Source organism: Phaeocystidibacter marisrubri (assembly GCF_008933165.1).
Taxonomy (GTDB): Bacteria; Bacteroidota; Bacteroidia; order Flavobacteriales; family Schleiferiaceae; genus Phaeocystidibacter; species Phaeocystidibacter marisrubri.
In genome coordinates, this window is the sequence record NZ_WBVQ01000003.1 from 212,660 (window position 1) to 239,611 (window position 26,952).

Genomic DNA, 26,952 nt, shown 5'->3' on the forward strand with positions numbered 1-26,952 from the left:
CCCCTGTACACATTTCTGCGTACAGGGGCTAGGTTGATTGGATTGGAATCTAATGCACAATCATCACCCTACTCACTCTTTGTGAGCTTTGGCCTATCAGGCGGATCATGTAGATGCCTGACGGAAGGTGCATGGTGTTGATTTGAACCTCTTCTTCGTGGTTCACATTTCTTTCTCGGAGGATTTTGCCTCTACTGTCCATCAATAGTAAGGTGTGAAAATCTTGCGCTGTTCCCAGATAGACGGACACACTTGCATCCGCAGGATTAGGATAAATGACCATGCCGTCGTTTTCATCTTCTTCTATGGATATAGTGGAAGTAAAGTTGACACAAGAGGTATCATTTGCAGCAATGACATCATTAGGGTGTTCAATCACCCCGCAAATGCTTAGTGGTCCAGAAATCGTTGGTGAATAGGTGTTTTGAAGTGCAATTGATTTTGGTTGTCCGGGGTATAAGGTGTCGTTTATGGTCTCTGTCCACATATACTGACCATTCTCAAACAAGGAAAGGTCGAAGTCGTAAACAGGATCAAATGACAGATTGGTAAACTCCGCAGTTACCACTTGTGGATTGGCACCTGAGCTCCCACTCAAGCTAAAATTCGAGAGGTTGATATCGATGAAATTCGTTTCTGCTTGGTTGAATCCATCCCCTATGCCACCTCTAAAGAATGCAGGAGAAGTTAGTTTCAGCTTAGCCAGCGTGAATCCATCGCTTTGCTGACCTGCAAAGAAGGATGGTTCTAGTACGAGGACTTGTTGTAAAGCGTGGCCATCACTTGTTGTTCCTGTGTAAAAACTAGGATCATTTACAGCCCTAATCGTGCTGCTATATCCATCATCATTACCGCCAACCATGAAAGGAGTAGGTAGAATTTGCACGTAGATAGAATCTTCCGCATTACATCCATTGGGTGTCGTCACAAACAGGGTGTACATCCCACTGGAGAATATAGTTGCGCTAGCGGTAGAATCGCCATTAGTCCAATAGTACGAGTTGTTCGAGTTGAACTCATCAGGACGGATTACATATTGACCGGTTGATGTAATTGTATCCATTGAAATATCCGCGTTCGGTAAAACAGGAATGAAGGAGTCACGTCCGTAGAATCCAATTTTATATGAAGGCATACTGCCCGCTGTTGTGAATGTTCCTCCAAAGAAGTAGCCATTGTCTGCAGCTGAGATGGCGTAAACACGGTCGGAGTTCATTTGAACGTCTACACCAGATCCAAAGAAGCCTGCGGTTCCACTAGGACTCACACGTGCCACGTGGTAAATTTCAAAGCCATTTGCAGTTGGAATTCTTCCTCCAAGAATGATATTTCCACTGGAGTCTACATCTACAGCATGTGTGTAAGTGTTGTATCGCTCTTGAGCTGTCATCCCTAAATCATAACCCGTTATTACTTTCTGACTAGAGATAGCTACAACAGCCGCCACGTTGTTATTAAATACAGAACTACTTGAGTTCACCGTCTCAAGGCCATTGCCTACAACGTACATCACGCCTCTAGCAGTGTCTTGCGCTAAAGCTCGGACCACCCTGTAACCATTAAATGTTGGCCAGATAGAGGAGAATTGAGAGCCATCATACACCACTAAATCCGACTGACTCGCGTCGCCGTTGTGTGAGTAGATTTCCCCACCTATGAACAAAAGAGAATCGCCCTGATTTTCTAATGCCATAATCTCATCCGAATAGTGAGTAAAGTTGCCAATTGCTACCCAGGATGTTCCGTTGAACTTAGCCATGTTATTGGCAGGTGTCCCATCAATTGACGTGAATGAACCGGCGATGTACACTTCTCCTTGGAATACTTCAATAGCATTAATTCTACGGTTGTTTCCGCTAATACCAGTGCCAAATACCGTCCAAGTACGGGTGTTCAAATTGAATCTGCCAATTCCATCACTGTTGTCATCAATTATCCCATCAATTCTACCTCCAACCCATAGTTCATTGCCTTGAAGTTTGAGCGCTTTTACTTGTTTTGCGTAGGGTGTGTTGAATCGAATTCCGAGGTCTTCCCATTCATTTCCATTCCAGAAAGCAACGCTATTTAGGTTTTGTAACGGGCCGGCATTGGTGAAGTAACCGGCCACAATGGTTCCGCTGCCATATTTTTCCATGGCATATATGGTGTTCGATCCGCCGGATACCCCATTGCCATAAGAGTGTAAATGGCTTCCATCCCATGAGGCGAAGCCAAAAGCGCTAACGGTATCGTTTACTGAATTGAAGGTGCCGCCTAGATAGAGGTGTCCGTTGTAGGGAGCCACGCAATGGACCATGAGACCTTCGGTTACTCCATCTTCCAACTCATCAAACAACAATGTGCTCAGGTTTAATTTGACAATACCATTTCCAGGAGAAGGATTTACGCCTCCATAATTGCTGTATTTTCTAAAGTCGCCCGCAATGTAGAGTTCGGCGTTTGCTGTATCTAGATGCATACCTCTAACCGAGAACGCGGTCGTTGATACAGGTACACCAATGGATCGTATTTTTGTCCAGCTAAGACCATCAAATACGGCCAATCCTCTTTGTTGGTAAACTCCTGCCGAAGCAATGAAATCCCCAAACACTCCACCTACGTACAGCTTGTTGTTGGCATGATCGTATTGCATAGATTGTACGGAGCCGGGACTTATGCTATAGGAAGTGGTTTGGTGAACACCTCCAGCTAAACTGTCCCAACCAGAACTGGCGCTCCATTTTCCAATTCCATTCAAGCTGTGTAAATCACCGGAAACATCAAACTGTCCTCCAATGAAGACAGAGTTATTTGGACCTATTTCAATGTCGTGTACTGTGCCATTCTGATAGCCAACAGAACTGTATACACCGCCATTCAGATTGTTCCATGTATTCGAAACCTCATCAAACAGGGCTACATTGGTGAGTTGAACAGTGTCGGTTGCGGTATAGCCTTCTGTGAATTTCCCACCCACAAATAGCGTATCTCTCCTCCATTCTAGATCTTCAAAACTCAAGGATCCCGAGCCGCCTATGCCTGTTCCAACGGGAGAATATGTTTTGGTGAAAACGTTGTAACGAATAATGTTTTTCGAGTAAACAATTGAGCCGTTTGGATTTTCCGCTGCTTTGAAGATTCCAGCGAAGTACAAGTCTCCGTTTTTTCCTTTGGTAATGGCTGTAACATGTGATGTTCCAAATCCACATTGTGAACATCCAATTCCAGGCACAATGTGCCATCTTGTACCATCCCAAGCTCCTACAAATTTCACTCTGGAATCTCCACCAAAGTTTTGCGCACCATAGCCGCACACATACAAAAGGCCGTCATCACCTTCTATCATGTCATTTACTTGGCCTTGTTGCAAACCAGGATACCCAAAATTGGGGCTCCATTGGGCGTCATCACCAGGTACTGAACACAACTGAGCAAAGGTCTGTAAAGTAGCCAGTGCAATCGTTACTATTGCCAAAAGTAGCTTTCTCATAATCACAGTATTTTGAGATTACGGTGAGCTTAAAGCCTTCCTCTTCCTCCATTCATGTACACAGGGATGTCATTGGTAGTCGCACTCACGCAAATGGATACCGTTGCAGTTGAACTGAGAGCATAGATGTTACTTCCTCCTTTTACCAATGAATAATCCCTTGCGTTGAAATTGAAACCATGTTCCCCATTCAAGGTGTCTGGATTAAATGTGACACCGAGTATTTCGGCATAGCCATATTGTATAAGAACGTACTCGCCTACATTTCCGGTTAAATCCTGGAGGCCATAGTAAGAAGCACTGGCTCCTATTCTAGTTGTGGTATTCGATTCGGCAAGTACCCCACAACGGATTGGGCCTGTAAATGGTGAAGAGGTGTTGGTGTGCAAATGAGCGCGGTAGTTCATTTTAACTTGAACGGTTTCGTTTGGTGCACCTGAGTTTTGCAGCATGCTACTACTGGTGAAGTCTATAGGAGCAATGTCTGATGTGCCCCATGCAAATTCATCTGCATTTGGAAACAACGGGCCTCTTGAGCATTTTTCATAGTCGAATTCTGTCATAGCCTGAAGACCTGCCCAATGGAGATAGTCGTAAAGTTGATCAGGGCTCAAGTAGTTACATGCGATGTTTAGTCCATCGGTGTTTTCGTTTGCTACGCTGTTGTTGTTAAGGTCACAGTAGAAAGTGAGTGGTCCTGAAACAGTGTCAAAACCTGCGTCAATTCTAATTCCATTTCTAAAAGATGGCGTTGCTGTTTCAGAAAGGGCGAATACGTTGTTACTGCTCGTGCTTAAGTCAAGAGGAACTGCGTTGTCTTGTTGCGTTCGGCTCAAGCTGTTCAAGAAGCTCACAAACTGATCTTGGCTCACTTCGTATTTCATTACCCAGAATTCTTCGGTTGAGGCTACCACATAAGGAACAGAGGAGTTGTTTAGGTGGTCTATTCCTCCTTGAGTGCGGTAAATGGTGTCTGATTGGGTTACATGATACGGCTCATCGTTGTTGGAGCCGTATTGGTGCCAACTGTAATCGCCATAATCGCCAACATAGTAAGGGCTTGACGGGATTTTTACCATCTCCACAGCATGTACTTGAACTTCCAATCCGTAAGGAGTAGAGAGCAGATTGCTGATGGTTATTCCGACAGAACCGTTAATGGTTCCTACTGTATCTACTGATGGCATGAATTTTACTCCTAATTGACGCGGATCAGCCTCATAACCCAATATGCCTGAAACGATATTGGAAGACGAAACAAATCCATGCTTCCATTCAGGCATTGCCATAGTTCGGTATTTGATAAACACCCAGGCTCCATCCATAAATTCAGTACCTCCAGCAATTCTCCAACCGTTGTCCCAGCTTAGGTCAAAAGTGATGACAGCCTCGTTGGTGCTTGTGTTTGGGGTGACTTGTACGTTCGTAACTTGAATGTTGCTTCCAAAAAGTAGAAGTGGAAGCATGGCGAAAAAGGTGGTAATTTTTTTCATCGGTATAGGTTTGCGATTTGATTTGAATCGTAAACCTAGAGACACAGCTGAGCATGACCATGCTGTTTCGAGTAATCACAACGGATTTGTTAGTACTTGGTTAGGCGCCCATTTTTCGGAGCAATTCCGATTTGTGTTGACGAGATACGGGGATGTTCTCTTTATTACTCATCACTAATGTTCCGCCAGCCCCCCTCCTGTAACTGTTAATGTGGTTAAGGTTGACTACATGTGAAGCGTGAACGCGCATGAAAATGGAATCTGGCAATTGCTCTTCTACCTGTTTTAAGGTTTTGGATAGAATATGCTGCCCATCTTCGGTTACTACTGTAGTGTAGTTGGAATCGCTGGTGCAACGAATTACTTTGCTGTAGGGAACCCAATCAATTCCGCCCATGCTGCCAATGGCGAGCTTTTGTAACTGGGGTGCGCCTAAAGTTGACTGAAGAAGTTCAACTAAATGTTGCTCTTTTTCCGACTTTCTAGAACGGATTGCTTTTTGAACGGCCGTAATTAAGTCCTCAACTACAATGGGCTTTACGAGGTAATCAATGGCATGCGCTCTAAATGCTTCAAGCGCGAATTGATCATATGCCGTTGTGAATATGACGCTGGGAAGTGGAGAATCTACTTTCTTCAGCAATTCAAAACCATTCATGCCTGGCATTTCAATGTCCAAGAAAAGTATATCGTAGCCCATATTCTTCAACATGGTTACCGCTTCATCAGGTTTGTTGGTGCGGTCTATTTGAAGGATGTCTGGACAATTTTCGGCAACTAACATCTCAGTGATTTCTGAGCTGTGAACTTCGTCGTCAACTATGAGAGCTTTCATATGGCATGGTGATTTTAACTCGGGTTCCGCTCGGTTCTCCGTCTTCAAATAGATCGGTGATTTCAAACTTGGCCTCCCGTTTTTTCATTTCTGACAGCGATTTGAGTCGCTCAGCTGTAATGCTCAATCCAAAAGATTTGTGTGCTTTACTGTTCTTGCTCAAAGCACTTTCCCTACCCACACCATTATCTGAAATGGTAATGATAAGGTGATTGCCTTCTTTTTGAACCGATAGTTTCAAATGCCCGTTGGTTTCAAGGGGCATGAGGCCGTGCCAAATGGCATTTTCAATAAACGGCTGAATAATCATAGGTTGAATTACAATCTGCTGAGTGTTCAGATCTGTACCTATTTCAATTTCAAAGGTGAACTTCTTGTTGAATCGGATTTGTTCAAATTCTATATAGTTCTTCACACCCTGAATTTCTTCATGTAGACTCACATTCTCTTGATTGCTTAAGTTGAGAATGAACCGAAGGAGTTTAGAGAACTTTGCAAGGTAATCTGAGGCTGTATTCTTGTCTTCCTTTAAGATGTAATATCGAACCGAATTAAGAGCATTGAAAATAAAGTGTGGGTTCATTTGAACGCGAAGCATTCGCATTTCCAAACTTCTCAACTGATCCTTGTATTCAAATTCGATACGTTGCTCTCGCTCAATTTGCGCAATTCGATATCTATAAATAGAATAGGCAGCGGCACCCACAGTAATCATCATGAGAAGGTAGAACCACCACCTTTGGTACCATTCAGGAAGAATCCGAACGGACATCAAATTATAAACGGGACTAAAGCCCAAGTCAGATTGGTATGTTTTGGCATTGAGAATGTAGGTGCCTGGATCCAAATTGGAAATAGAGAAATTTTCTTCGCCATTCAATTTTCTCCAGTTATCCGATATGCCTTTTAGTTGAACATATACGTCGCCCTTATTGGGATTGTGGAAATTGGATGCAACGATTTGCCATTCAAGCCAGTTTTGGGAGGGCTGGAGTGTTATTTCATTGATGGGATGAATGGATTTGCCCATAGCTCTAAAAGATTGAATGATGGGCGAAGAGAGTAGAGGAGATCTTGAAATGGTAAATGGAGAAGTCCAACGGTAGTGCTTTCTCCCATTCACAAAGTGTAGCACGTTGCCGTCTTGAACTAGGTGATTTACATTCTGTAATTGGTAGGACGGACCAAAAAGTACAGGTGAAGAATCTCGACCAATTTTCAGCAATCCATTGTCGGTGCCGATTAAATAGGTGTCGTTCCAAAAGCAGTACTGGTTGAATCGTGTAGAGTGGTAATCCGTTGGTATGTACTTTTCACTAATCTGTAAGTTGTGGAGTTGAATGACGTAAATGCCGTCTTCTTTACCAAACAGTCTTATGTGCGATTCATCCACCCACTCTACACCATTGGGAATCATGCCAGCAGGGAGTTCGGCTATTTCTTTAAAGTTGACAGATTGAAGAGGTGCGAACTCACTATTGGTAAGTAGGATGGAATTTTCAGTTACAACGCACCATCTATCTCCATGCCTGTCCATGCATTTAATCCAGAATTCTAAAAGTGAAGGATTTTGATAGGAACGCCATTCATTGGTGCGGAAATCGAATTGATGTATTCCCGTTCCTTTGGTCCCCAGTGTCAACTTTTGGGTGACCGCTTCAAAATGAGTGGTTACAATTTCACCAGCAGTTCCAAATTTACTGGAAGGAAACTCCAGCAAAGAGAGTTGGTTTCCCGTGTAGAGGCGAATCATGTTTGGTCGGATCAAGAGAACTCGAGACGAGTCTATTCGGTATACTCCAGAAATGATATCGGAATATCGCTCTACGGGAATAACTTGAATCCCATCCTTCCATATCAAGGTGTCATTAATGCTAAGGAGCGACTGAAGTGGGAAGTGTGGTGATTTCCACAGCGCATCTACCTTGCCTTCAGCGTGAAGGATATCCCAATTATTGGTGTGAGTCGTGTCTAGCACATAGAATTTGTTGTTTTCACTCCACGCAATTCCACCTGGTATATATGTCCAATCCTTAGCTTCTCCAAACAAGGGGTTAGCAAGAGGGTCTGTCAAGAGATGAAACGACTTGCTCGCTTTATTGAACCGGAAGACTCCTGCATAAATATGTGAAAGGAGAAAGGTGGAATCAGACTCAGGATAGATCCGAGCGATGTTGTGCTTAAGTCCGGTGGAAGGAAGATCTAGGGAGTGAGTGTATTTGTGATAGAAACCACTTTTTAAGTCCATGTGCAGGAGGCCTCCTCCCCAGGTTGCGAGATAGATGGAATCGTCCGAAACGATAGCATCCCTGATTCTAGATTCATCACCAGAATAGTTCGCGTGGCCTACTAAGTGATCGCGGTCTGTGGGGAGATATCGAAAAAAGGTCTGGGTGTGTAAATCGAGAATTAGAACTCCCCCTAACGTGGTAATGATTTTCTGTCGGGGTTGATTGGGATAATCAAACATCCCAGAAACAATGTGATTTCCTCTTTGGCTTACACCATTAATGTTGTCCGTCTCAAAGAAGGTGATTTCAGTTTTTCTAAGGTCAAAGAAACCCAATCCGAAGTGATGAATCTGTGCCCAGACTCCCGTGTCCGATACACTGAGGATTATTCCAGTTCTTGGGTAAGGGATTTCTGGATATCCTCGTTCCGTGGCAAAAGGCCAACTCAATTTTCCCTTTTGTAAATGATAAAAGCCCAATCCTGACTTTAATGTGCCTATCCATATTCCACTATCAGAGGGAGCTACATCTAATACCGTAATGCCACGAAGAACGCTATCTCCTTCAAAAACGGAGAAGTCATTTCCGTTGTGAAACCAGATGTTGTCTTCAGAAACAAGCCAAAGTCGGTTGTGGCCATACGCGAGCTTGCTGATGAATCCGATGTTGTCATTTTGAATTTCGAATTCCACCACCTGGCCATGAGAGGAGAGGGAGCTGAAAAACAGCCACAATAAAAGAATGCGTAAGCTAGCGAGGTTCATTTAGTACTAATGTAGTTTCTTTCGGTTGGTTTGGATTACAGTTTCTCTTGAATAGGCCTATTTATTTAGTAATTGGTGAACAGTTTGAATTCACCTTGGTCTTTTTGTTCAGTTTGTAGGAAAGTCGACCTTTGCGCCCATGCAGTTTATCGATACCCATACCCACCTTTTTCACTCGCAATTTGACGGTGATAGAAAAGAGGTGATGCAACGCGCCATACAAAGTGGTGTGAAGCGTGTATTATTGCCCAACATCGATGTCAGCACGTACGATCAGATGATGGCGATGGTGCGTGACTATCCCGGTGTGGCCTTCCCAATGATGGGGATACATCCCACACATGTTGGAGAAGATAGAGAAGAGCAACTTCAAGCGGTTGAGGTTGCTTTTGATCAGAATCCTGAAGCCTTCGTTGCCGTGGGTGAAATTGGAATTGACCTTTATTGGGAAAAGGATAAACTAGCTTGGCAGCAAGAGGCCTTTGCCCGTCAGATTGATGTCGCCCTCAAGCACGATAAGCCCATTGTTATTCATGCTAGAGATTCCTTCAACGAGATATTTGAAATTGTTGAGGAGAAACAAAACGGTGAACTGAAAGGGGTGCTTCATTGTTTTACTGGGAATTTAGAACAGGCCCAACGTTGTTTGCAATTGGGATTACACTTGGGTATTGGAGGAGTGGCAACCTTCAAGAATGGAGGGTTGGATGCGGTTTTACCGCATATGCCTACCGACAAGCTCGTGTTGGAAACTGACAGTCCGTATTTGGCACCCGTTCCCTATCGCGGCAAGCGCAACGAAAGTAGCTATGTTCCCATAGTAGCTCAACGAGTGGCCGAACTCACGGGGTTAAAACTGACCGAGGTGGCAGCCATTACAACGGAGAATGCAGAGAAACTCTTTAACCTTCCCCAGCAGAAATGAGTGCAGATAAGCCTAGAATCTTATTGTTCTATACAGGAGGTACCATAGGAATGGTGCGAGGTGCGGGTGGAGAGCTCAAGCCGTTCAACTTTGAGCATTTGTTAGAGCAAGTGCCGGAACTGTCTCAGCTCAACTGTGAAATTGAAACCACATCGTTTGAGCATCCGGTTGACTCCAGCGTGATGAAGCCCAGTCATTGGGTTGAAATGGCCGATATCATTGAAAAGTCATACGATGATTTTGATGGATTTGTGATTCTTCACGGAAGCGATACCATGGCGTATACTTCCTCAGCTTTGAGCTTCATATTGGAGAATTTGGCAAAACCAGTCATATTAACAGGATCGCAATTGCCAATAGGAATGTTGCGTAGCGATGCTCGCGAGAACATCATTACGGCCATGGAAATTGCAACGGCACGGACCGAAGAAGGCAAGCCGATGGTGCCAGAAGTTGCTGTTTATTTTGAATATGTATTGCACCGAGGCAATCGTGTGTATAAGTATTCCTCTCAAAGTTTTGATGCTTTTGATAGTCCGAATCACCCCATTTTGGCTGAGTCGGGTGTCGATCTTCACATTTTTAAAGATAAAATTTGCAAGGGAGCAGACGCCCCGATGAAAGTGCATCGAAATCTCGAAACAAACATATCTGTGCTTCACTTTTATCCTGGTATTGAGCGAGATATCATTGAGCACACCCTGTTAAGAGGGAATAGGAAAGGGGTCATTTTGCACACCTTTGGAGCAGGGAACGCTCCTATGGATCCGTGGTTGGATGAGGCTATTCGTCAAGCCATTGCCAACGGTACCGTTGTGGTAAACGTAACACAGTGTAAGGCAGGAGGCGTAGATCAATGGAAATACGCTGCAGGTGCGCATCTAGCACGATTAGGGGTAATCAGTGCTGGCGATATGACACTAGAAGCTGCTATCACTAAAACAATGGTATTGTTAGGTGAAGGATGGACCGCAGCGGAATTCCGCGTAAAATTTGAGAGTTCTCTTTGTGGAGAACGTTCAAATTAAGGTTTGAGGCAGTAGTATTTTTTGTATTTTGCCGCCGATTTTCCGCAGCCCATAAGCTTGCGGATTTGTCGTTGAAATACGGAGAGGTGTCCGAGTGGCTGAAGGAGCGCGCCTGGAAAGTGCGTATACGTTAACGCGTATCGAGGGTTCGAATCCCTCTCTCTCCGCTGAGTTCTTTTTAAAAACCCTAATTGTACGGTACTTTAAACGATTAATTAAGCAACGTTGAAAATGAGAAGAGTACTTTCTTTGTTGGTTCTAGCCGGAATGTTGAGTTTCGGTACGGCCAATGCTCAAGATGAAATGTCATCATCACAAGAGCAAACAGAACAAGCTGACGCATCTATGGCATCTGGGGATAGCTCCTCATCTGCAGAAGCTGCTGAAGCACCTATGGAAGAAGCGGCAGCCCCAGCTGAAACTTCTGCCCCAGCTCCTGCACAAGAAGAAGAATACACGCAAGTATTGCGTCGTTACTTCATCGAAGGTGGCGCTGGCTTTATGGGAATCGTATTGGTAGCCTTGATTCTTGGTCTTGCGATCGTAATCGAGCGTATCCTTTACTTGACATTCTCTATTTCTAACAACGACCGTCTACTTCGCAAAGTAGAAGAGGCTTTGAACTCAGGTGGTGTTGAAGCAGCTAAAGAAGTTTGCCGTGGCGAACGAGGACCAGTTGCAACCATCTTCTACGAAGGTTTGGATCACTACGACGAAGGCATCGAAATGGTTGATAAATCAATCATCTCTGTAGGTTCCGTTGAACAAGGTAAACTCGACAAGGGTGTATCTTGGATTTCATTGTTTATCGCCTTGGCTCCAATGCTTGGTTTCATGGGTACGGTAATCGGTATGATCCAGGCGTTCGACGCGATTGAAGCAGCGGGTGATATCAACCCATCCCTAGTAGCGGGTGGTATTAAGGTGGCACTTTTGACAACCGTATTCGGTTTGATCGTAGCCATCATCCTTCAGATCTTCTACAACTTGATTGTAGCGATGATCGACAATATCGTTAACAAAATGGAAGACGCTTCCATTTCATTCCTTGATCTTATCATCGAATTCGAAAAGAAAAATAAGTAATCATGAAATCAAACATCAAAATGATTTCGATGATTGCAGCGTTGGTAATTGGCCTCGTAGGAGCTATCTCCGTTCTCAGCATTTTTTTAGCAGAGGAAGAGGGAGCAGCTGTTGAAATGGCGATTTACGTTACCATCGGCATTCTCGTACTCGGTGTGATTGCTGCACTTGCCTCTTCATTGAGAGGTATGGTAGTAAACCCGGTAGGAATGAAGAATGCTCTCATCGGAGTCGGAGCACTCGGATTAATCGTGGTTATTTCTCTCGGCTTGGCTGATGGAAGTGATTACGCGAATTACAAGAACACAACAGAAGAAACTGCATATTACGTGTCGGCAGGTATGAATGCCTTCTACATTACAGGACTTTTGGCTGTTCTATCTGTATTGTATTCAGCTGTAGCGAGAATTATTAAGTAAGTATCATGGCAAGAAAAAAACGCGAAATAGCAGAGATCAACGCCGGCTCGATGGCCGATATCGCGTTCTTGCTTCTGATCTTCTTCCTCGTTACGACTACGATGGATATTGATAAGGGTTTGAATCGTCTCTTGCCTCCAATTGAGGAAGATAAGCCGGAAATTCAAGATCAAATCAAAGAGAAGAATATCTTCGTCGTGGTAATCAACGCCAACAACCAATTGTTGGTGGAGAACGAATACATGGAAATTTCAGAGTTGCGTGAAAGTGCAATGGAATTCATCGACAACAACGGTGATGGAAGTTGTATGGAATGTGGCGGAGATCAGAGTCCAACCTCGTCAGACAATCCTAAGAAGGCGATTATCTCTATTTCGAGTGACCGTGGTACTTCTTATGATATGTACGTTTCTGTAACCAATGAGCTCATGGCAGCTTACCACGAATTGCGCGATGACTTATGCATGCGCAAATGGGGTAAAGACTATGATACCATTAAGGAAGAGGCAAAAGACGCTGAGGACGACTCAGAGGCAAAAGACCGCTACAAGTACGTTCAAGAAGTTTATCCATTGCTCCTTTCAGAAGCAGAACCTAAAAGCGTAGGATAATGTCACACATTAAGAAAGAAAAAGCCAGAGAAACCCCTGCGGTTTCTACCGCGTCCCTTCCGGATATCGTGTTCATGCTTTTGTTCTTCTTCATGGTGGCTACTACCATGCGTGAGGTTGAATTGAAAGTGACGGTAGGTAAGCCTAGCGCAACAGAAATTCAGAAGCTAGAACGTAAAGATTTGGTTTGTTACGTTTACGTTGGTGCTCCTAAAACGGATTACCAAGCAAAGTTCGGTACTGAGCCTCGTGTTCAGCTAGACGATCAAATTGCAGCAGTGAGTGAAGTTGGGTTCTTTGTAACTCAAGTTCGTTCTGACATTGCAGAAGCGGAACAATCAAAAATGACCGTTTCCATCAAAGCTGATGGCAACGTGAAGATGGGCCTCATCTCGGATATCAAACAAGAACTCCGTCAGGTGAATGCCTTATTGATTAACTATTCGACTCAGCCGGTGGTAGACGCCGAAAAGATGTTCGAATCGAATATGTAAGAACTCTTCTCATACATATAGGAAGAAAAGGCCACTACAACGTAGTGGCCTTTTTGTTTTGTAGAAAGATGGTCGAAGAACTAGTCTTTCATGGGGTCATTCTGCTGAAGCGGACGCCACGTAAAGGAACTCTTCTTAGCTGTTAGTATTAGCGCGAGTCCCACCACAGCACATACAGTAATAGTCAGTTCATTCTGAGGAATATCAAAGTAGCCCAAGGAAGAGAAATAGGTGATCCCGTTAAATACCATGTGGGCGACAATGGTCATCCATAGCTTGTGGGTGCGGTGATAGATCAATCCCATGCCTAGGGCCAAAAGGAAGATGCTCACGGCGTTGTCAATTTGTAGGTGTGCAAAAGAAAAGAAGACAGCCGTTAAAGTGATCGCAGCCCACGAAGGCATAGATCGATAGAGGAGTCGTTGAACCGTTCCACGGAAAAAGAATTCCTCAGCAAAAGGTGGAAGAAGTACTAAGGCGAAGAATACCGCTGCCTGAGTGAGTGCTTTTGAAGCCAACATTTCTTCAATGAAGCTCTCAGAGCTAGCTTGGAGTTCTCGTTGTTCTAACCACCAATCTGGAGCGCTTTCCCATGAGTGGAAGAGTAGTGAAATATATTCTCCTAATGGAAGCAAAAGCGCGATTCCTAGGAGAGCAACCATCCAATCGCGTGGACTTTTAGTCGGTATGAGATTCCAAGTGTGAACCGCATCTTCTCCTCGCCATTTCAGCAAGAGAAGTGGGGGCATAAGGAATACCATTGTCATGTTTAGAACCTGACGAACAACGGTCCATTCCAACGTGGAAGGGAAGCTGGAAAGTCCGGCCAAGACGATGAACTGCGACACCATTCCGATTAAGATGGCCAGTAAGATTTGGCTACCTATCGATAATTGAGTGAAAATACCTCTCTGCATTTAAGTCCTTTGATGTTTCGTACTTTTGCTCCCATGAGCGAGAGCGTAAAAATAGGGAATGTAGAAGTGGGAGATTTCCCATTGTTGTTGGCTCCTATGGAGGATGTTAGTGATCCTCCTTTTCGTGCCTTGTGTAAGCAGCATGGAGCTGATGTGATGTACACGGAATTCATCTCAAGTGAGGGCCTTATTCGCGATGCGGCGAAGAGTGTCCAAAAACTGGATATTTTCGAGTACGAACGACCTATTGGTATCCAGATTTTTGGGTACGATATCGACAGTATGCGCGAAGCGGCGGCCATCTGTGAAGAGGCTAATCCCGACATCATCGACATCAATTATGGTTGTCCGGTGAAGAAGGTTTCGTGCAAAGGTGCAGGTGCGGGTATCTTGCGCGATATCCCAAAAATGGTTTCCATGACGGAGGAAATCGTCAAGGCTGTAAATAAGCCCGTTACCGTGAAAACTCGTTTGGGCTGGGATGAGAACTCCAAGTATATTGTTGAAGTAGCCGAACGCCTTCAGGATGTGGGTATTCAAGGACTATCTATCCACGGCCGAACCCGCAAGCAAATGTACAAAGGCGAAGCCGATTGGACGCTCATCGGAGACGTGAAGAACAATCCTCGCATGCACATTCCGATCTTTGGGAATGGTGATATAGACACTCCTGAGAAAGCTGTGGAATACCGTGATCGCTATGGGGTTGATGGCATTATGATCGGTAGGGCTTCCATTGGATATCCTTGGGTTTTCAATGAGATTAAGCACTACATGAAAACGGGCGAACACCTCACTAAACCCACCATCAAAGAACGTGTAGAAGCGGCGCGCAAGCATTTCGAGATGGCACTTGAGTGGAAAGGTGAGCGGTTGGCGATCAATGAAACACGTCGCCATTATACCAGCTATTTTAAAGGTCTACCCAACTTCAAGGAATACAGAACTCGCCTAGTGACAGAAGACTATGCGGAGCAGGTATTTGAGATCTTGAACGAAATAGAGGAGACCTACGTAGGGGAAGCAATTCTTTAACTGAGCTTTAGTTTCTCAATCTTTAATCGGCGAACCGCCAACCACGAGATGCTAATTCCTACCGCTAAAATGGTTAGGATGACTTGCAGAATATCCCCTGCCCGAAACTCCACGGGATAGTATTCAACGATGTAGCCGGCGCCAATGGAAACGAGTCCAAATTGTTGTTGGAGAAAAACGATAATCACCCCGAGCAGAAAGCCTATTCCCGCTCCTCCTATGGAAATGAGTAATCCCTCAGCCATAAAAATCCTTCGGAGTAATTTTTCGGATGCCCCCATGCTCCAAAGTGTAATGAGGTCTTTCTTCTTTTCGAGAATCAAGATGTTCACCGAGGAAAGGATGCCAAAACTCGCGACGAGTAGAATGAAAGTGAGTACTAAGTAGGTGATTAAGCCTTCCGATTTCAGTACTTTGAAAATGGCCACTTGTAGGTCATCTCGATCTAAAACTTTCCAATCTTCACCGAGTTTCTCGCTCAATTCATCCTTAAAATCAGCAAGATGGGTTTGTGAATCGAGGGCGATTTCCATCCCAGAAATCAAGGTGTCCACATCAAAGAGTTGCTGTGCAAAGTCGATGGATGTAAACACATACTTAGCATCAAATTCGGGCTGAACTTGAAAGATGCCTTCTGGATAAAGCAGTTTAAATCGAACATTACCCATGGGGTTAAACTGGTCTACTTTGCCCGCTCGGGGAACATACACATGAATGGGAGCAGGTGAAGCCAGGTTACTAACGCCGAGATAAACGGAGACGCCATAGCCGAGTACGGCACCATGTTTCTCTTTGTTGAAACTCAAAAAATGACCTCTGGTAAGCGAAGAATCAATGTCTGTGATCGATTCATACTTTGTATCTACCCCTTTTACCGTGGCAATGTATTCTCTTTCATGATGACGAAAGAGGGCCTTGTCTTCTACCACTTTTGAATAGTGCTTCACTCCGTCCATCGATAGGAGCACATCCTGTTGGTCGGGAGTCCAAGCTGCAAATTTCCCAGTGGCGGGAACTACCTTGATGTCGGGATCAAACGAAACATAGACGCTTCTTACCAAGGTGTCTAATCCGGCGAAGGCCGACAGAACGACTACCATAGCAGCTGTTCCTACCATTACGCCAAGAGAAGAAATGCCCGTAATCCAGTTTACCGCATTTGTCGATTTTTTCGCAAACAGGTAGCGACGAGCTATGTGGAAAGGGAGCCTCACTTAATAGGATTCTCTCCTTCACCTCGAAGAAGACGATCGATGTTTTCTTGATAATCTAAGGAGTCGTCTACGTAGAATTCCAACTCGGGTACAATGCGCAATTGATGGCGCACGCGTTGAGCTAAGTCATTGCGAATGGCAGCCGAATTGTGACGAACCCAAACGAGCAATTCGTTCTTGTCTTTTACTGGGAACATAGAAATGTACACACGAGCAATTCCCAAATCGGGTGTTACGCGAACTTTGGTAACTGAAAGCATAGCGCCAGGGAAGTGGTCTTTGCCCAAACGTTGGAAGATTTCTCCAAAATCGCGCTCGAGAAGGCGCGCTATTTTTTTCTGTCTTGTACTTTCCATAGTGCACAAAGGTACGGATTGGACGTTAGCAATGGTCTATCCATTAATCGAATATAGGTTATTACCTTTGCTGCAATGAAAAAGTATCTACGCGTTCTTCGTTTCGCCAAGCCATACGCTCTGAATGCAGTTGCCAACGGTTTCTTTAACCTGTTGATGGTTATCTTTTCTTTTGCCTCCATCGGTACAGCGCTTCCTCTTTTGGAAATGCTTTTCGAGAATACGAGTCGCATAGAAGAACTCCCAGAAGATTTCAGCTTTACAACCCACGCCAAAGATTGGGTATACTTTCAGTTCGGGCAATTGATTGATCAATATGGCGAAATAAAGATGCTGGGCTATGTTGCAGTGGCCGGTGCTGTCATGTTCTTTTTCAAGAACCTGTTCCGCTATTTGGCACTTTGGTCTCTAGCGCCACTTCGCAACGGCGTTATTCACGACATGCGCCGCGCGGTGCACAAGAAGTGTCTGGAATTGCCTATTTCTTACTTCAGCGAGAAGAGAAAAGGAGATGTTCTAACGCGAATGAGTTCCGATGTTACTGAATTGCAGTGGAGTTTCCTCACATCTTTGGAGATGGTGGTTCGCGATCCGTTGATGATTATCGGAACTATCGTTCTGTTGTTCACCTTGAGTACGAAGCTCACCATATTTGTAATTATTGTTTTTCCACTTACCGGTTTGCTCATCGCTTTCATCGGAAAGTTTTTGAAACGCGCATCGGGTAGAGCACAAGCTCAATTAGGATTCTTACTTTCCATTTTTGAGGAGACCTTAACGGGATTGCGAATCATCAAAGCATTCCGTGCGGAGCGTACTCAGGAAGGTCGGTTTGACAAGGCAAGTGGAGATTACACGCGCTCTATGAATTCCACACTTCGCACTCGTGATTTGAGTTCACCTGTGAATGAGTTCATCGGTGCCTCTGTGATTTTCATGATCATGTGGTACGGTGGCATCATCATTTTGGATAATCCTGCTGATTCAAATTCCATCGGACTCACTGGTGCGCAGCTCATGTTGTACATCGCCTTGTTCTACCAAATCATCCCTGCTTTTAGGAGTCTTACGGGAGCCATCAACAACATTCAGAAAGGTACTGCTTCAGCCGAGCGAATTCTCGAGATATTGGATGCGGAGAACCCCATTACAGAAGCGAAGAATGCCGTTGCGATCGATTCGTTTAAGGACAAGATCAGTCTGAATAATGTGACCTTCAGATACGATCCTGATGGTCCGGCAGTATTGAAGAACGTTAGTTTTGATATCGAGAAAGGCAAAACTATCGCTCTAGTAGGTTCTTCCGGTTCAGGTAAAACCACCGTGTCCAATTTGATTCCTCGATATTGGGATGTGACGGAAGGATCTATCCGCATAGATGGAATAGATATTCGTGATGCGAAGCTAGCGAGTGTGCGAGGTTTGATGGGAATTGTGAATCAGGAGTCAATTCTCTTTAATGATACCATTCGAAATAACATTGCATTGGGGAAAATGGATGCGACCGACGAAGAGGTTCGAAAGGCCGCCGAAGTAGCCAATGCACTGGAGTTTATCGAGAAAATGGAGAACGGCTTTGAGTCGAATATTGGTGAAGGCGGTGGAAAACTCAGTGGTGGTCAACGTCAGCGTATGAGCATTGCCAGAGCTGTATTGGAAGATCCGCCGATTTTGATCTTAGACGAAGCCACATCGGCACTCGATACCGAAAGTGAACGCGTGGTTCAAGATGCTCTCAACAAACTGATGACCAATCGAACATCGCTGATCATCGCTCACCGTTTGAGCACTATTCAGCACGCCGATGAAATATTGGTCATGCAAGATGGGGTTGTTGTTGAGCGAGGAACACATGATCAACTTTTGGCGGCGAATGGCGCCTATGCAAACTTGGTAAATATGCAGTCGTTTGCTTAGTCACCCATCACCCATCACCCGTCACTCATCACCCATCTCCAAACACCAAAAACCACCATCCATGGGACTAGATAAAATTGAACACTTAGGCATCGCGGTAAAAGACCTAGGTGCATCTGAAAAGTTGTTTGAAGCGCTATTAGGTGTGGCGCCCTACAAACGGGAGGAAGTAGAGCGAGAAGGAGTGATTACATCCTTTTTCCAAACGGGACCCAACAAAGTTGAATTATTGGAAGCCACCAATCCGGATTCTCCGATTGCGAAGTATGTAGAGAAGAAAGGCGAGGGTTTGCATCACGTTGCCTTTGCGGTGAATGATATTCGCGCTGAAATGGCCCGACTTAAGTCGGAGGGGTTTCAGTTGTTGAGTGAGGAACCAAAAGAAGGGGCCGACAATAAGTTAGTGGCCTTCTTGCATCCTAAATCCACCAATGGTGTACTTATAGAGCTTTGTCAAGATCGAGGATAGACATTTCATCGGCGTCGTGAAACATAGAAGGGATTCCGAGTTTTTCAGCAGCTTCGATATTGGCAGGGGTGTCATCTACAAATAGACAATCTTCGGCTTTCAGCTTTGCGTCCTTCAAAACGTGCTCGTAAAATGCAGCATTCGGTTTGCGCTCGCCAATTTCATAGCTGAAGTACATCTTTTCGAAAAGCGAGCAGAACTGCTTCCATCCAAAAAGACCTAATTGTTTTTGGATAGCCTCTATATGGATAGGGTTGGTGTTGCTCACCAAATAGAGTTTGTAGTCTTTCTTTAATCGTTTGAGGTAGGCCAGGGTTTCTTCTGGAATGGGTTCAAGTAGAGCATTCCAAGCATTTACAACATCACTTTTCATGGTCCATGTTGCGGCAGGCCACTTCGAAATAAATTCATCCGCAGATATTTTCCCCGTTTCAAAGTCCTCGAAATCTACCGAAGGGAGGGAGTCTTTTACTCCTAGTGAAATCATCGCATCCTTCGTGTAGTCTGGATTGATGGGGATGATAACTCCGCCGAAATCGAGTAATAGAGCCTTTGGTTGATCCATAGTATAGAGCGTTCGAGTATTGATAGAATGCACTTCGAAGGTGATACAAAAGTAGTAGGTTCTGCAACTTTTTTAAAAGAAATTCCTTTCCTTGAATCCAACTAACACATTTCACTCGTATCTATTCCAGTTATGAGTGCTTTGCGAAACAACGAATATTCGTCACAGGCAATGGCCAACACACCCCGAAAATCTGAAGAAGAGATCGTGGCATTGCTTCAAGCGGGGGACAGGAGTGTAATGGAGTATTTATACGACCATTATTCTGCTGCCCTGTATGGAGTATGTCTCAAGGTCGTGCAGGATGAAACTGCTGCGCAAGACGTGTTGCAAGAAGGCTTCGTCAAGATCTGGAAGCGAGGAGCAAAATACGACCCTACCAAGGGTAAGCTCTTCACTTGGATGTTGAATGTAGTGCGCAATACGGCTATTGATTACTTAAGGTCTAAGGCTGTAAAGTATGAGATCAACGGAAACGAGCGCGTATCACATATTATTGAAACCAACAGCTCTCAGGAGATGTCGGTTGATGGTATTGGATTGCGGAAACATCTTTTGCAATTGAGAAAAGAAGAAAGAGAAATTATTGAACTCTCCTATTTTGGTGGATACACGCAAGATGAGATTTCAAAAGAGCTCAAAATCCCGTTAGGGACGGTTAAAACAAGAGCTCGACGAGCGTTAACGGATTTAAGAAAACTGATAGGCACAAACGGTGGATACTAAGCAATACATTGGGTCTGGCATACTGGAGGACTACATCCTCGGTATGGTATCCGATCAAGAGAAGAGAGAGGTTGAGTGCCTTTCTAAGATCTATCCGGAGATCGCCTCTTATCTTGCTGAGATAGAGGACGAGCTTGCCGAAGCGGTTTTAGAAAATGGTGTTACGCCTCCTATGGATCTGAAATCCAAGATCCTTGACAATTTACCTGAACGAGACGACGACGAAGAGGACGTTCGTGAAACTCCAATTATTTCGTTGGTTGATACTCGTCCAGAAGAGAAGAAAGAAGAACCTGTTAAGCGGAAATTCCCATATGGGATAGCGGCTTCCTTTGCGGTTATCATCGCTTTGGGCACGGGTTACTTAAGTTCGAGAAATCGCGTTGGCGCTCTAACCGAGGAGTTGATTCAAACTCAAACTCGTGCAACCTTGGCCAATCAGCGATACGAAGCATTGGAAGAGTCAAATGCTCAATTGGCAGCGGAGTTTGATATGGTGTCGAATCCCAAGACGATGAAGATTGAATTGGGTGCGGTCAATGATGATTTGGCTCAGTCCGTTCAAGGTGCTCCAGTCATTGTGTTTTGGAATCCAGAAAGTCAGGAAGTGATGTTGAATGACATTGCTCTACCTCGTGCGCCTGAAGGGTCTCAATATCAGTTATGGACCCTTGAAGGAGGTCAGCCGATCAATAGAGGTATGCTTTCCCTTGAAGAGAAATCGGGACTTCAAAAGATGATAAGTGCGAATGCTGCAGATGCTTTTGCAATTACTTTAGAACCGCGTGGAGGCTCGGAGTCGCCTACTTTAGAGCAGCTTATGGTTTTAGGTAAAGTTGAAAGTTGATTTCTATTAGGAATTAATGATGAAAGGCCTATTTTTGCCGGCATGATTGGGCCCATAGCTCAGCTGGTTAGAGCAGTTGACTCATAATCAATTGGTCGCGGGTTCAAGTCCTGCTGGGCCCACAGAAGTACATCCCTCGTATCGAATAAGATGCGGGGGATTTCTTTTTTTATTTCATCTGTATCCTAGAATTGGCGGGCGGTTTCGTTGTTTTTTCATAAGTTCGGTTACCATATAACATAAAACTTAACCCCTATGGCTAACGGAGCATTTATTTCTAAAGATGAAGCCGCTGAAATGGTGAATCGATTCAAGAACAATACAACAACCGTTGTAAACACCCCTTATGGTTTTTGGTACGACCGATCAATGGTCGATCAGTTGTTTGAAGACAATCCTACAGCAACCGGGATTCGTGTTTACACTGGACTTGATTCGAATAACCACATGAAGACCATCATTGTGGCTGTTGACTCTCATGGAAATAACCTCTTTGGTGGAGGTACGAATCCGTGTTTAGATCAAGGTGTTTGTTGTCCTCCAGATTGCGGTAACCACCAGCTTTAAAACGAATCTTGGAGATTAAAGAAACTATATCGTTTCTATCTTCTAGTATCCAATTTTGCTTATTTGCAATGTTGGTGATTCTTCCTATCCAATGGATACGCCATCGCACAGTTAGTTGGCCTGTATTAGGCACTTTCCTCTGGATTTCTATCTGTGACATGGCGTCCTTTTGGATGGGGTATTATGGTATTTTTTCCTTTGTTATCCGATTTCTTTACGGTCCAGGAGCTATTCTCGCCTACTATATCGCCTTTGGTGTTTCTATTCAGCACAAAAAGCGGTTTGCCATCACAACCATTCTCGCTTTTCTTGGATGTTTCATCATCATCGGACATACGTTCTTTGTGTATGGAATACATCGAACGGGTTTATGGACGAGTATTATTCCTTATGCTGTCACCACTCCAGTGATCATTTCTATGGGGCTCTTGTTCGATTTGGACATACTGCTAAGTGATCGTCCGAGCAATCGAGATGTGAGAGGCATGGTGTGGTTGAATAGAGCTTGGATGCTCTACTTTGCTTTGGGATATTTAGGTTGGGGCATGCAAGGGTTTGGCCTGATGGTGAGCGACGAAGACTATGAATCTCAGTTTCGCTTATTCAGGCTTATCTCATTGGCGATGGGCTATGCGGTTTTGACTGTTATCGGAATCTACGCTGCCTTTAAATTCAATTTGAAAAAAGAGTGGAAGACGATGAACTGATAAAAGTCCTTTTCCTTTTTGGGGGCGGTTTAATTACCATCCTTATTGTGATGATTGGCAGTATCTATGCGCTCAGTCATTCCAGAAGAAAGGTCGTGGAAACCGAACAGGAAAAGGCTCGGATTCTGGTAGAAGAGCAGAACAAGCTATTGCGAGCTACCATTGAGGGAAGTGAGCGCGAAAGGAAGATGATATCTGAGGAGTTACACGATCAGATCAATGCGCAACTTACGGTAGTTAGAATGGCTGTTGCCCAAAACGGTGGGGACAATTCTAGCGCGCTGGAAACCCTAGATGCCACCATTCAAGACCTGCGTTCCATCAGTAGGGAATTAATGCCTCCTGTTTTAGAGCGATTTGGTTTGTTAGATGCTTTGGACGATTTGTTTGATCGTGTTGAATCGCAAACCGGACTTGCGATAGAATTTGAAGCTCCTGAAGAATGGGTAGAGTTCAAGGTAAACCGCGATTTGGCGTTGTACAGAATTCTTCAAGAGTTTATCCAGAACACCTTAAAATACGGTCAGGCCAAACAGATTTGTGTGAAAGTTGACATTGTGGATAACACAGTAAATTTCTCCATAACGGATGATGGTGTAGGCTTTGACATGAATGCAGTTGACGCTGGTCTTGGTACACGAAATATCAAGTCGAGAGTGGAGTACCTCAACGGATCCTACAAATTGTGGTCGGAGCCAGGCAAGGGCGTATCTTTACAAATGACCGTTCCATTAGAAGATTGACTTTAGACATGAGCAAGGAAAAAATTCGCGTGGTTTTAGCCGAAGATCAACAGTTGATTCGTGCTGCGTTGGTCAATTTGATCAACAGTTTGATTGGAGTTGTCGTGGTGGCGGAAGCTTCCGATGGCGTTGAATTACTAAATATTCTGGATACCACCCCTTGTGATATTGTAATCACAGATATTCGAATGCCAAAAATGGACGGTATTGAAGCGGTTGGGAAAATTGCTGAATATCATCCTGAACTCGGTGTGATTGGCCTTTCTCAGTATGACGACAATGATATCATTGTAGAATTCATTCGAGCTGGTGGTCGCGCGTTCTTACTTAAGAATGCAGATCCTACAGAAGTTGAGCTAGCCATTGAGAAGGTTCATGAAACCGGTCAGTACCTGAATCAAAAAGTCAGTCAGTCGCTGTTTCAAAATAGCTTCAGAGCTCGTCGCCGTCGTAAGTCTTCATTATTGAGTGGTGTTACCGAAAGAGAGGTGGAGATTCTCAATCTTCTAAGCAAGGAACACACCGCGGTTGAAATGGCGGAGAAGCTGAACATTTCATCTAGAACGGTAGAGAAGCACATTTCTCATTTGCATCAGAAGTTTGAAACCAAGAAGACCATTGGGCTAGTCTTATGTGCTATTCGTGAGGGTATCATCCAGATTGAAATGTAGTACAAGTACATTTTCTACCCCTTTCCGTACGTATTTCTACGTATTTTAATTTTCTAAGTTGCTCAAATTCAGCACCTGCTTTAGTGGGGGTGGAAATTCATGTTTTATCCATTGGTACATTTGAATCAGTCAAATAATGCTATTGGGATAATATCAGATGAGCACTCCGATTAGACAGTCCAACCAAACTAGGTACAGAATAAAGCATCCTGTACTCGTTCGGAGTGTTCGCTGGTCAGTCAGTATTAAGCGAAACGCAATTCCTGATAGTTATTAATTTCTCTTGCGCAGGGGGAATCTAGTACCCCGTCTCTCAAGGCCGATTTCACCTAGAATCGGCCTTTTTTTATTTCAAGCCTTTCTTAATCGACTCGATAATTGCGCTTTTTGTGTCCTCAGTTAACTGATCAACCTTCTCGAGATGGACGTGGATGTGTACTTGTTTGTCTTTCCCGAGGTAGGGAGACTCGGACTCTAGCGAGACTTCTAGTTCCGATTCAGAACGGAGGATTAAGGAATATTCTGTGAAGAAGTCGTAGTTCAAACACCTTGAAATTTCCAACAAAAGTTGCGTGTCAATGGTGTCTCTCTTAAAGATGTTGTGAACGTTCTGCCTCGTCTTGTGGATCATGCGTGCAAACTCGGAAGGCTTCAATCCAATTTCTTCCGTTCTCGCTTTAATGAGTTCTCCTATTTTAAGAGTATCCGACATGAACAAGGTTGTTATTAACACGTAAAAAGTGCTTTAACAAACATGTCCAGTTTTGTTTTACGACAGATTGGAATAATGTCCGATTGATTTGTCGTGATGTGTAATAATATTTTACTAAATTGAAGATAGGATGCGGCTTTGAATGATGACCTCTTCAGCTTGCTCCCACTGGTGTCACCTGAAGCGTGGTAACTTCAGGTGTTTTGGTTAAGCGTTCCCAGCACTCCTTTGTTGGGAACGTTTTTTAATGCCTGTTGTCACAGCGCAAGGTAATGCCTCCCTGATTCCTGTCTATAAACTGGAGGTCAGAACAGCCAAAGCTCTGATATTCCATATCGGAAAGGATGGGGGGATACCCGTTGAATAGAGTACCTATCCATTGATTGGCTACACCATTTTCATCACTGCTCGATTCTGTGATAAAGGCCGGAGAAGAGCCTTCGGTGTCAAAGTAGAATTTCTCACAGATGAGCTCTTTTGTTTTGTTATCAATAACGACTAGTTTCCGCAAGATGTGGTTGTAATAGGAGATATACTCATCTCTTCGCTTTCTGCGGAACTCCTGATAGAAGTCTTGGACGATGAGATGGTAGTTCTGATATGTGAATTCCAATGGAGTTCCTGCTGAATCTACCCGATAACATCGATTGGGTCCCATGATGGTCATGTCTAGATCGAATAAAAGGGTATCACTCTTCCGCCAATGGACAGGATGAAGTCCTGTCGTACTATATGGATTACGAGTGTCAACTGCGGTTATTCCTGTTTCCAGATCGTTCCGAGACGGTGAGGAGTCAATTTCAAAACCTACCATAAACTGTGACGAGCTATGAGCGGAGCTGCTCTCGTAGTAACTCACCCAGGCAACAACTTTCAGGTCGGCAACCTGCGAACGTTTTATCCGGTTCGAGCCATAGACATAGGTAAACACGGAATCTGTCTCAGACACTTGTATAGAATCTAAGAATGCTCGTCTATTCCTGGGCGCAAGCGTGTGATAGTTATTGTTAGCATTAATTTTCCCTAAGTATTTTCTATCGATGATGGCGGAGTCTAAGTCCACTTCTCTATGCCAATGCCAGTTGTAACTATCTGAAAGCGGTGTAAAGGAGATATAGCGCTGCCCATCCTCAATGCCCACATTGTAATCTGCATAAACTCGTAGATTCTCTGAAGTATACCTGTGAATAGTTTCGACGTCGCTCGGGATTTGTGAAGTTGTGTCTGCAAGGTTAGTAGAGATAGGTCTACTAGAGTTTTGATCATTTGATACTTGACATGAGAATAGTAGTAGAGCGAAGAAATAGAAGTAGAGGTGGTATTTCATATGAAGTAAGGTTAGAGGAGAGTTGAGAATTGAGGAAGCATGGGGTTTATGTTCGAAAGAGTGGAGCTTAGAGTGAATACTTTGAATACAAAGTGCGATTTGGGATTGATGATGGGGTGGGCGCATGCCCGGGGGCAGTACCCGCTGCCCCGCTATCAAGGTAAGCGTTATTTTTTCATTAGTCGTACGATAAACGAGTGTAAACGATTAGTATATAACACCTTGCATCTTATTTTGAGTTTTTAAGATAAGACGAAAATTATCACGAAATTGAGAACGGGGAGGGGTGGACGTTAGTCCCCGGGGAATCTCAAACGCTTAAAGTCACTTGGAGGATACTCTCACTTTTAAAGCCGCAAATTTTTGAGCTTCTTCCCAAGATCGTACATAGAATTTCTCCTCTGCCCACAATTTTTCTGAAGTTATATATCTAACCGTACAACGATAGAGATAATAGTCGCGCTTCCTTTTTTGCCTTGGAGAGACTGTAATTTTTGAGATGTCCTCAATCGGGATGGTTAATTCGTTTTCCCCGTAAAGTTGCGAGTACACTCTCGCGTGTAGGGCATCGCTTTCTACCGACATATCAGGGATGTAGCACTTTTTAGATAGAGTGTATAGTCTATATATCCAAATGGATAGAGTGCCTATGAGAATGCCCGCGTTAAAGGCGATCGCTTTATCTAGATGGATGTCGAGAAAAAGGACAGCAATCAGATTTCCTCCCGTTTGCGCTGCCAAGAGCCGTATGGAATCTCTTAGAATGCGTCTTTTTAATAGGTGATGGTTGATGGGAGGTGACATGTTTAGGGGGGGGGGTG

The 26,952-nt window shown here is 44.2% G+C and carries 25 protein-coding genes and 2 tRNA genes; 17 read left to right on the forward strand and 10 right to left on the reverse strand.

What is annotated here, in order from left to right; all coding sequences use genetic code 11:
• Window positions 1-49: 49 nt before the first annotated feature.
• The 4 genes from F8C82_RS14040 to F8C82_RS14055 form a co-directional block, all read right to left on the reverse strand.
• Window positions 50-3,472 (reverse strand): T9SS type A sorting domain-containing protein, encoded by a 3,423-nt coding sequence (locus F8C82_RS14040; protein WP_151694250.1) that lies wholly within the window; start codon window positions 3,470-3,472, stop codon window positions 50-52.
• A 29-nt stretch (window positions 3,473-3,501) separates the two neighbouring features.
• A complete protein-coding gene (locus F8C82_RS14045; RefSeq protein WP_151694251.1) occupies window positions 3,502-4,965 on the reverse strand; it encodes a hypothetical protein in 1,464 nt (487 codons plus the stop codon).
• Between the two features lie 100 nt (window positions 4,966-5,065).
• Window positions 5,066-5,800 carry a LytR/AlgR family response regulator transcription factor gene (locus F8C82_RS14050; RefSeq protein ID WP_151694252.1) on the reverse strand — a complete coding sequence of 245 codons (735 nt, stop codon included), beginning with the start codon at window positions 5,798-5,800 and terminating at the stop codon, window positions 5,066-5,068.
• The gene (locus tag F8C82_RS14055; protein WP_151694253.1) at window positions 5,781-8,795 is read right to left on the reverse strand and encodes a sensor histidine kinase; all 3,015 of its coding nucleotides are present in this window, start codon (window positions 8,793-8,795) and stop codon (window positions 5,781-5,783) included. Before F8C82_RS14055 ends, F8C82_RS14050 begins: the two co-directional genes overlap by 20 nt.
• A gap of 139 nt (window positions 8,796-8,934) precedes the next feature.
• Here F8C82_RS14055 and F8C82_RS14060 point away from each other — a divergent pair, with 139 nt between their 5' ends.
• The 7 genes from F8C82_RS14060 to F8C82_RS14090 all read left to right on the forward strand — a co-directional run bounded on the left by F8C82_RS14060 (window position 8,935) and on the right by F8C82_RS14090 (window position 13,358).
• The gene (locus F8C82_RS14060) at window positions 8,935-9,720 is read left to right on the forward strand and encodes a TatD family hydrolase (protein ID WP_151694254.1); all 786 of its coding nucleotides are present in this window, start codon (window positions 8,935-8,937) and stop codon (window positions 9,718-9,720) included.
• On the forward strand, window positions 9,717-10,748 hold the full coding sequence (locus F8C82_RS14065) for an asparaginase (RefSeq protein ID WP_151694255.1): 1,032 nt from the start codon (window positions 9,717-9,719) through the stop codon (window positions 10,746-10,748). Before F8C82_RS14060 ends, F8C82_RS14065 begins: the two co-directional genes overlap by 4 nt.
• An 80-nt stretch (window positions 10,749-10,828) precedes the next feature.
• Window positions 10,829-10,915: transfer RNA gene (locus tag F8C82_RS14070), tRNA-Ser, on the forward strand.
• Between the two features lie 64 nt (window positions 10,916-10,979).
• The gene (locus F8C82_RS14075; RefSeq protein ID WP_151694256.1) at window positions 10,980-11,834 is read left to right on the forward strand and encodes a MotA/TolQ/ExbB proton channel family protein; all 855 of its coding nucleotides are present in this window, start codon (window positions 10,980-10,982) and stop codon (window positions 11,832-11,834) included.
• 2 nt (window positions 11,835-11,836) lie between these two features.
• On the forward strand, window positions 11,837-12,253 hold the full coding sequence (locus tag F8C82_RS14080) for a hypothetical protein (RefSeq protein ID WP_151694257.1): 417 nt from the start codon (window positions 11,837-11,839) through the stop codon (window positions 12,251-12,253).
• Window positions 12,254-12,258: 5 nt separating this feature from the next.
• Window positions 12,259-12,864 (forward strand): ExbD/TolR family protein, encoded by a 606-nt coding sequence (locus F8C82_RS14085; protein WP_151694258.1) that lies wholly within the window; start codon window positions 12,259-12,261, stop codon window positions 12,862-12,864.
• Window positions 12,864-13,358: an ExbD/TolR family protein gene (locus F8C82_RS14090; RefSeq protein ID WP_151694259.1), complete on the forward strand. Its 495-nt coding sequence runs from the start codon at window positions 12,864-12,866 to the stop codon at window positions 13,356-13,358. The genes F8C82_RS14085 and F8C82_RS14090 overlap by 1 nt, the downstream gene beginning before the upstream one ends.
• 80 nt (window positions 13,359-13,438) lie before the next feature.
• On the opposite strand, the gene F8C82_RS14095 is transcribed toward F8C82_RS14090, so the two are convergent.
• Window positions 13,439-14,275: a CPBP family intramembrane glutamic endopeptidase gene (locus F8C82_RS14095; protein WP_151694260.1), complete on the reverse strand. Its 837-nt coding sequence runs from the start codon at window positions 14,273-14,275 to the stop codon at window positions 13,439-13,441.
• A 33-nt stretch (window positions 14,276-14,308) separates the two neighbouring features.
• Between F8C82_RS14095 and dusB the strand changes: the two genes are divergently transcribed.
• Window positions 14,309-15,310: a tRNA dihydrouridine synthase DusB gene (dusB, locus tag F8C82_RS14100; RefSeq protein ID WP_151694261.1), complete on the forward strand. Its 1,002-nt coding sequence runs from the start codon at window positions 14,309-14,311 to the stop codon at window positions 15,308-15,310.
• On the opposite strand, the gene F8C82_RS14105 is transcribed toward dusB, so the two are convergent.
• Both F8C82_RS14105 and rbfA read right to left on the reverse strand, forming a co-directional pair.
• Window positions 15,307-16,524, reverse strand: coding sequence for an ABC transporter permease (locus tag F8C82_RS14105; RefSeq protein WP_151694262.1), 1,218 nt, complete (start codon window positions 16,522-16,524; stop codon window positions 15,307-15,309). The two genes, dusB and F8C82_RS14105, sit on opposite strands and share 4 nt — an antisense overlap.
• Complete coding sequence (gene rbfA, locus F8C82_RS14110) at window positions 16,521-16,880, reverse strand: 30S ribosome-binding factor RbfA (RefSeq protein WP_151694263.1); 360 nt, start codon at window positions 16,878-16,880, stop codon at window positions 16,521-16,523. The genes F8C82_RS14105 and rbfA overlap by 4 nt, the downstream gene beginning before the upstream one ends.
• 75 nt (window positions 16,881-16,955) lie before the next feature.
• Between rbfA and F8C82_RS14115 the strand changes: the two genes are divergently transcribed.
• Together F8C82_RS14115 and mce are read left to right on the forward strand one after the other, a co-directional pair.
• Window positions 16,956-18,797: an ABC transporter ATP-binding protein gene (locus tag F8C82_RS14115; protein ID WP_151694264.1), complete on the forward strand. Its 1,842-nt coding sequence runs from the start codon at window positions 16,956-16,958 to the stop codon at window positions 18,795-18,797.
• Between the two features lie 61 nt (window positions 18,798-18,858).
• The gene (gene mce, locus F8C82_RS14120) at window positions 18,859-19,266 is read left to right on the forward strand and encodes a methylmalonyl-CoA epimerase (protein ID WP_151694265.1); all 408 of its coding nucleotides are present in this window, start codon (window positions 18,859-18,861) and stop codon (window positions 19,264-19,266) included.
• Here the strand turns inward: mce and F8C82_RS14125 are convergent.
• Window positions 19,238-19,831, reverse strand: coding sequence for an HAD family hydrolase (locus tag F8C82_RS14125; RefSeq protein ID WP_151694266.1), 594 nt, complete (start codon window positions 19,829-19,831; stop codon window positions 19,238-19,240). The genes mce and F8C82_RS14125 overlap by 29 nt on opposite strands.
• A gap of 132 nt (window positions 19,832-19,963) precedes the next feature.
• Between F8C82_RS14125 and F8C82_RS14130 the strand changes: the two genes are divergently transcribed.
• The 7 genes from F8C82_RS14130 (at window position 19,964) to F8C82_RS14160 (ending at window position 24,092) form a co-directional block, all read left to right on the forward strand.
• The gene (locus F8C82_RS14130; RefSeq protein WP_223279604.1) at window positions 19,964-20,557 is read left to right on the forward strand and encodes an RNA polymerase sigma factor; all 594 of its coding nucleotides are present in this window, start codon (window positions 19,964-19,966) and stop codon (window positions 20,555-20,557) included.
• Complete coding sequence (locus F8C82_RS14135) at window positions 20,547-21,404, forward strand: anti-sigma factor (RefSeq protein WP_151694267.1); 858 nt, start codon at window positions 20,547-20,549, stop codon at window positions 21,402-21,404. The genes F8C82_RS14130 and F8C82_RS14135 overlap by 11 nt, the downstream gene beginning before the upstream one ends.
• 48 nt (window positions 21,405-21,452) lie before the next feature.
• Window positions 21,453-21,526: transfer RNA gene (locus F8C82_RS14140), tRNA-Ile, on the forward strand.
• Between the two features lie 133 nt (window positions 21,527-21,659).
• Entirely contained in the window at window positions 21,660-21,971 is a 312-nt protein-coding gene (locus F8C82_RS14145) for a hypothetical protein (RefSeq protein WP_151694268.1), read from the forward strand.
• A gap of 68 nt (window positions 21,972-22,039) precedes the next feature.
• Window positions 22,040-22,678, forward strand: coding sequence for a hypothetical protein (locus F8C82_RS14150; RefSeq protein ID WP_151694269.1), 639 nt, complete (start codon window positions 22,040-22,042; stop codon window positions 22,676-22,678).
• A 50-nt stretch (window positions 22,679-22,728) separates the two neighbouring features.
• Window positions 22,729-23,421 carry a sensor histidine kinase gene (locus F8C82_RS14155; protein ID WP_151694270.1) on the forward strand — a complete coding sequence of 231 codons (693 nt, stop codon included), beginning with the start codon at window positions 22,729-22,731 and terminating at the stop codon, window positions 23,419-23,421.
• An 8-nt stretch (window positions 23,422-23,429) separates the two neighbouring features.
• Window positions 23,430-24,092, forward strand: a complete 663-nt coding sequence (locus tag F8C82_RS14160) for a response regulator transcription factor (protein ID WP_151694271.1) — start codon at window positions 23,430-23,432, stop codon at window positions 24,090-24,092.
• A 346-nt stretch (window positions 24,093-24,438) separates the two neighbouring features.
• Here the strand turns inward: F8C82_RS14160 and F8C82_RS14165 are convergent, their stop codons facing one another.
• Entirely contained in the window at window positions 24,439-24,804 is a 366-nt protein-coding gene (locus tag F8C82_RS14165) for a hypothetical protein (protein ID WP_151694272.1), read from the reverse strand.
• Window positions 24,805-25,048: 244 nt separating this feature from the next.
• Window positions 25,049-26,131 carry a hypothetical protein gene (locus F8C82_RS14170; RefSeq protein ID WP_151694273.1) on the reverse strand — a complete coding sequence of 361 codons (1,083 nt, stop codon included), beginning with the start codon at window positions 26,129-26,131 and terminating at the stop codon, window positions 25,049-25,051.
• Window positions 26,132-26,952 lie beyond the last annotated feature (821 nt).

Excerpts from the sequence above, each read along its gene's own strand:
- mce (WP_151694265.1), top strand. The coding sequence starts at position 18,859 with ATGGGACTAGATAAAATTGAACACTTAGGCATCGCGGTAAAAGACCTA.
- F8C82_RS14065 (WP_151694255.1), top strand. The coding sequence starts at position 9,717 with ATGAGTGCAGATAAGCCTAGAATCTTATTGTTCTATACAGGAGGTACC.
- rbfA (WP_151694263.1), bottom strand. The coding sequence starts at position 16,880 with ATGGAAAGTACAAGACAGAAAAAAATAGCGCGCCTTCTCGAGCGCGAT.
- F8C82_RS14050 (WP_151694252.1), bottom strand. The coding sequence starts at position 5,800 with ATGAAAGCTCTCATAGTTGACGACGAAGTTCACAGCTCAGAAATCACT.
- F8C82_RS14060 (WP_151694254.1), top strand. The coding sequence starts at position 8,935 with ATGCAGTTTATCGATACCCATACCCACCTTTTTCACTCGCAATTTGAC.
- F8C82_RS14045 (WP_151694251.1), bottom strand. The coding sequence starts at position 4,965 with ATGAAAAAAATTACCACCTTTTTCGCCATGCTTCCACTTCTACTTTTT.
- F8C82_RS14130 (WP_223279604.1), top strand. The coding sequence starts at position 19,964 with ATGAGTGCTTTGCGAAACAACGAATATTCGTCACAGGCAATGGCCAAC.
- F8C82_RS14145 (WP_151694268.1), top strand. The coding sequence starts at position 21,660 with ATGGCTAACGGAGCATTTATTTCTAAAGATGAAGCCGCTGAAATGGTG.
- F8C82_RS14115 (WP_151694264.1), top strand. The coding sequence starts at position 16,956 with ATGAAAAAGTATCTACGCGTTCTTCGTTTCGCCAAGCCATACGCTCTG.
- F8C82_RS14165 (WP_151694272.1), bottom strand. The coding sequence starts at position 24,804 with ATGTCGGATACTCTTAAAATAGGAGAACTCATTAAAGCGAGAACGGAA.
- F8C82_RS14040 (WP_151694250.1), bottom strand. The coding sequence starts at position 3,472 with ATGAGAAAGCTACTTTTGGCAATAGTAACGATTGCACTGGCTACTTTA.
- F8C82_RS14055 (WP_151694253.1), bottom strand. The coding sequence starts at position 8,795 with ATGAACCTCGCTAGCTTACGCATTCTTTTATTGTGGCTGTTTTTCAGC.
- F8C82_RS14125 (WP_151694266.1), bottom strand. The coding sequence starts at position 19,831 with ATGGATCAACCAAAGGCTCTATTACTCGATTTCGGCGGAGTTATCATC.
- F8C82_RS14080 (WP_151694257.1), top strand. The coding sequence starts at position 11,837 with ATGAAATCAAACATCAAAATGATTTCGATGATTGCAGCGTTGGTAATT.
- F8C82_RS14170 (WP_151694273.1), bottom strand. The coding sequence starts at position 26,131 with ATGAAATACCACCTCTACTTCTATTTCTTCGCTCTACTACTATTCTCA.
- F8C82_RS14155 (WP_151694270.1), top strand. The coding sequence starts at position 22,729 with ATGATTGGCAGTATCTATGCGCTCAGTCATTCCAGAAGAAAGGTCGTG.
- F8C82_RS14075 (WP_151694256.1), top strand. The coding sequence starts at position 10,980 with ATGAGAAGAGTACTTTCTTTGTTGGTTCTAGCCGGAATGTTGAGTTTC.
- F8C82_RS14160 (WP_151694271.1), top strand. The coding sequence starts at position 23,430 with ATGAGCAAGGAAAAAATTCGCGTGGTTTTAGCCGAAGATCAACAGTTG.
- F8C82_RS14150 (WP_151694269.1), top strand. The coding sequence starts at position 22,040 with ATGTTGGTGATTCTTCCTATCCAATGGATACGCCATCGCACAGTTAGT.
- F8C82_RS14095 (WP_151694260.1), bottom strand. The coding sequence starts at position 14,275 with ATGCAGAGAGGTATTTTCACTCAATTATCGATAGGTAGCCAAATCTTA.
- F8C82_RS14085 (WP_151694258.1), top strand. The coding sequence starts at position 12,259 with ATGGCAAGAAAAAAACGCGAAATAGCAGAGATCAACGCCGGCTCGATG.
- dusB (WP_151694261.1), top strand. The coding sequence starts at position 14,309 with ATGAGCGAGAGCGTAAAAATAGGGAATGTAGAAGTGGGAGATTTCCCA.
- F8C82_RS14090 (WP_151694259.1), top strand. The coding sequence starts at position 12,864 with ATGTCACACATTAAGAAAGAAAAAGCCAGAGAAACCCCTGCGGTTTCT.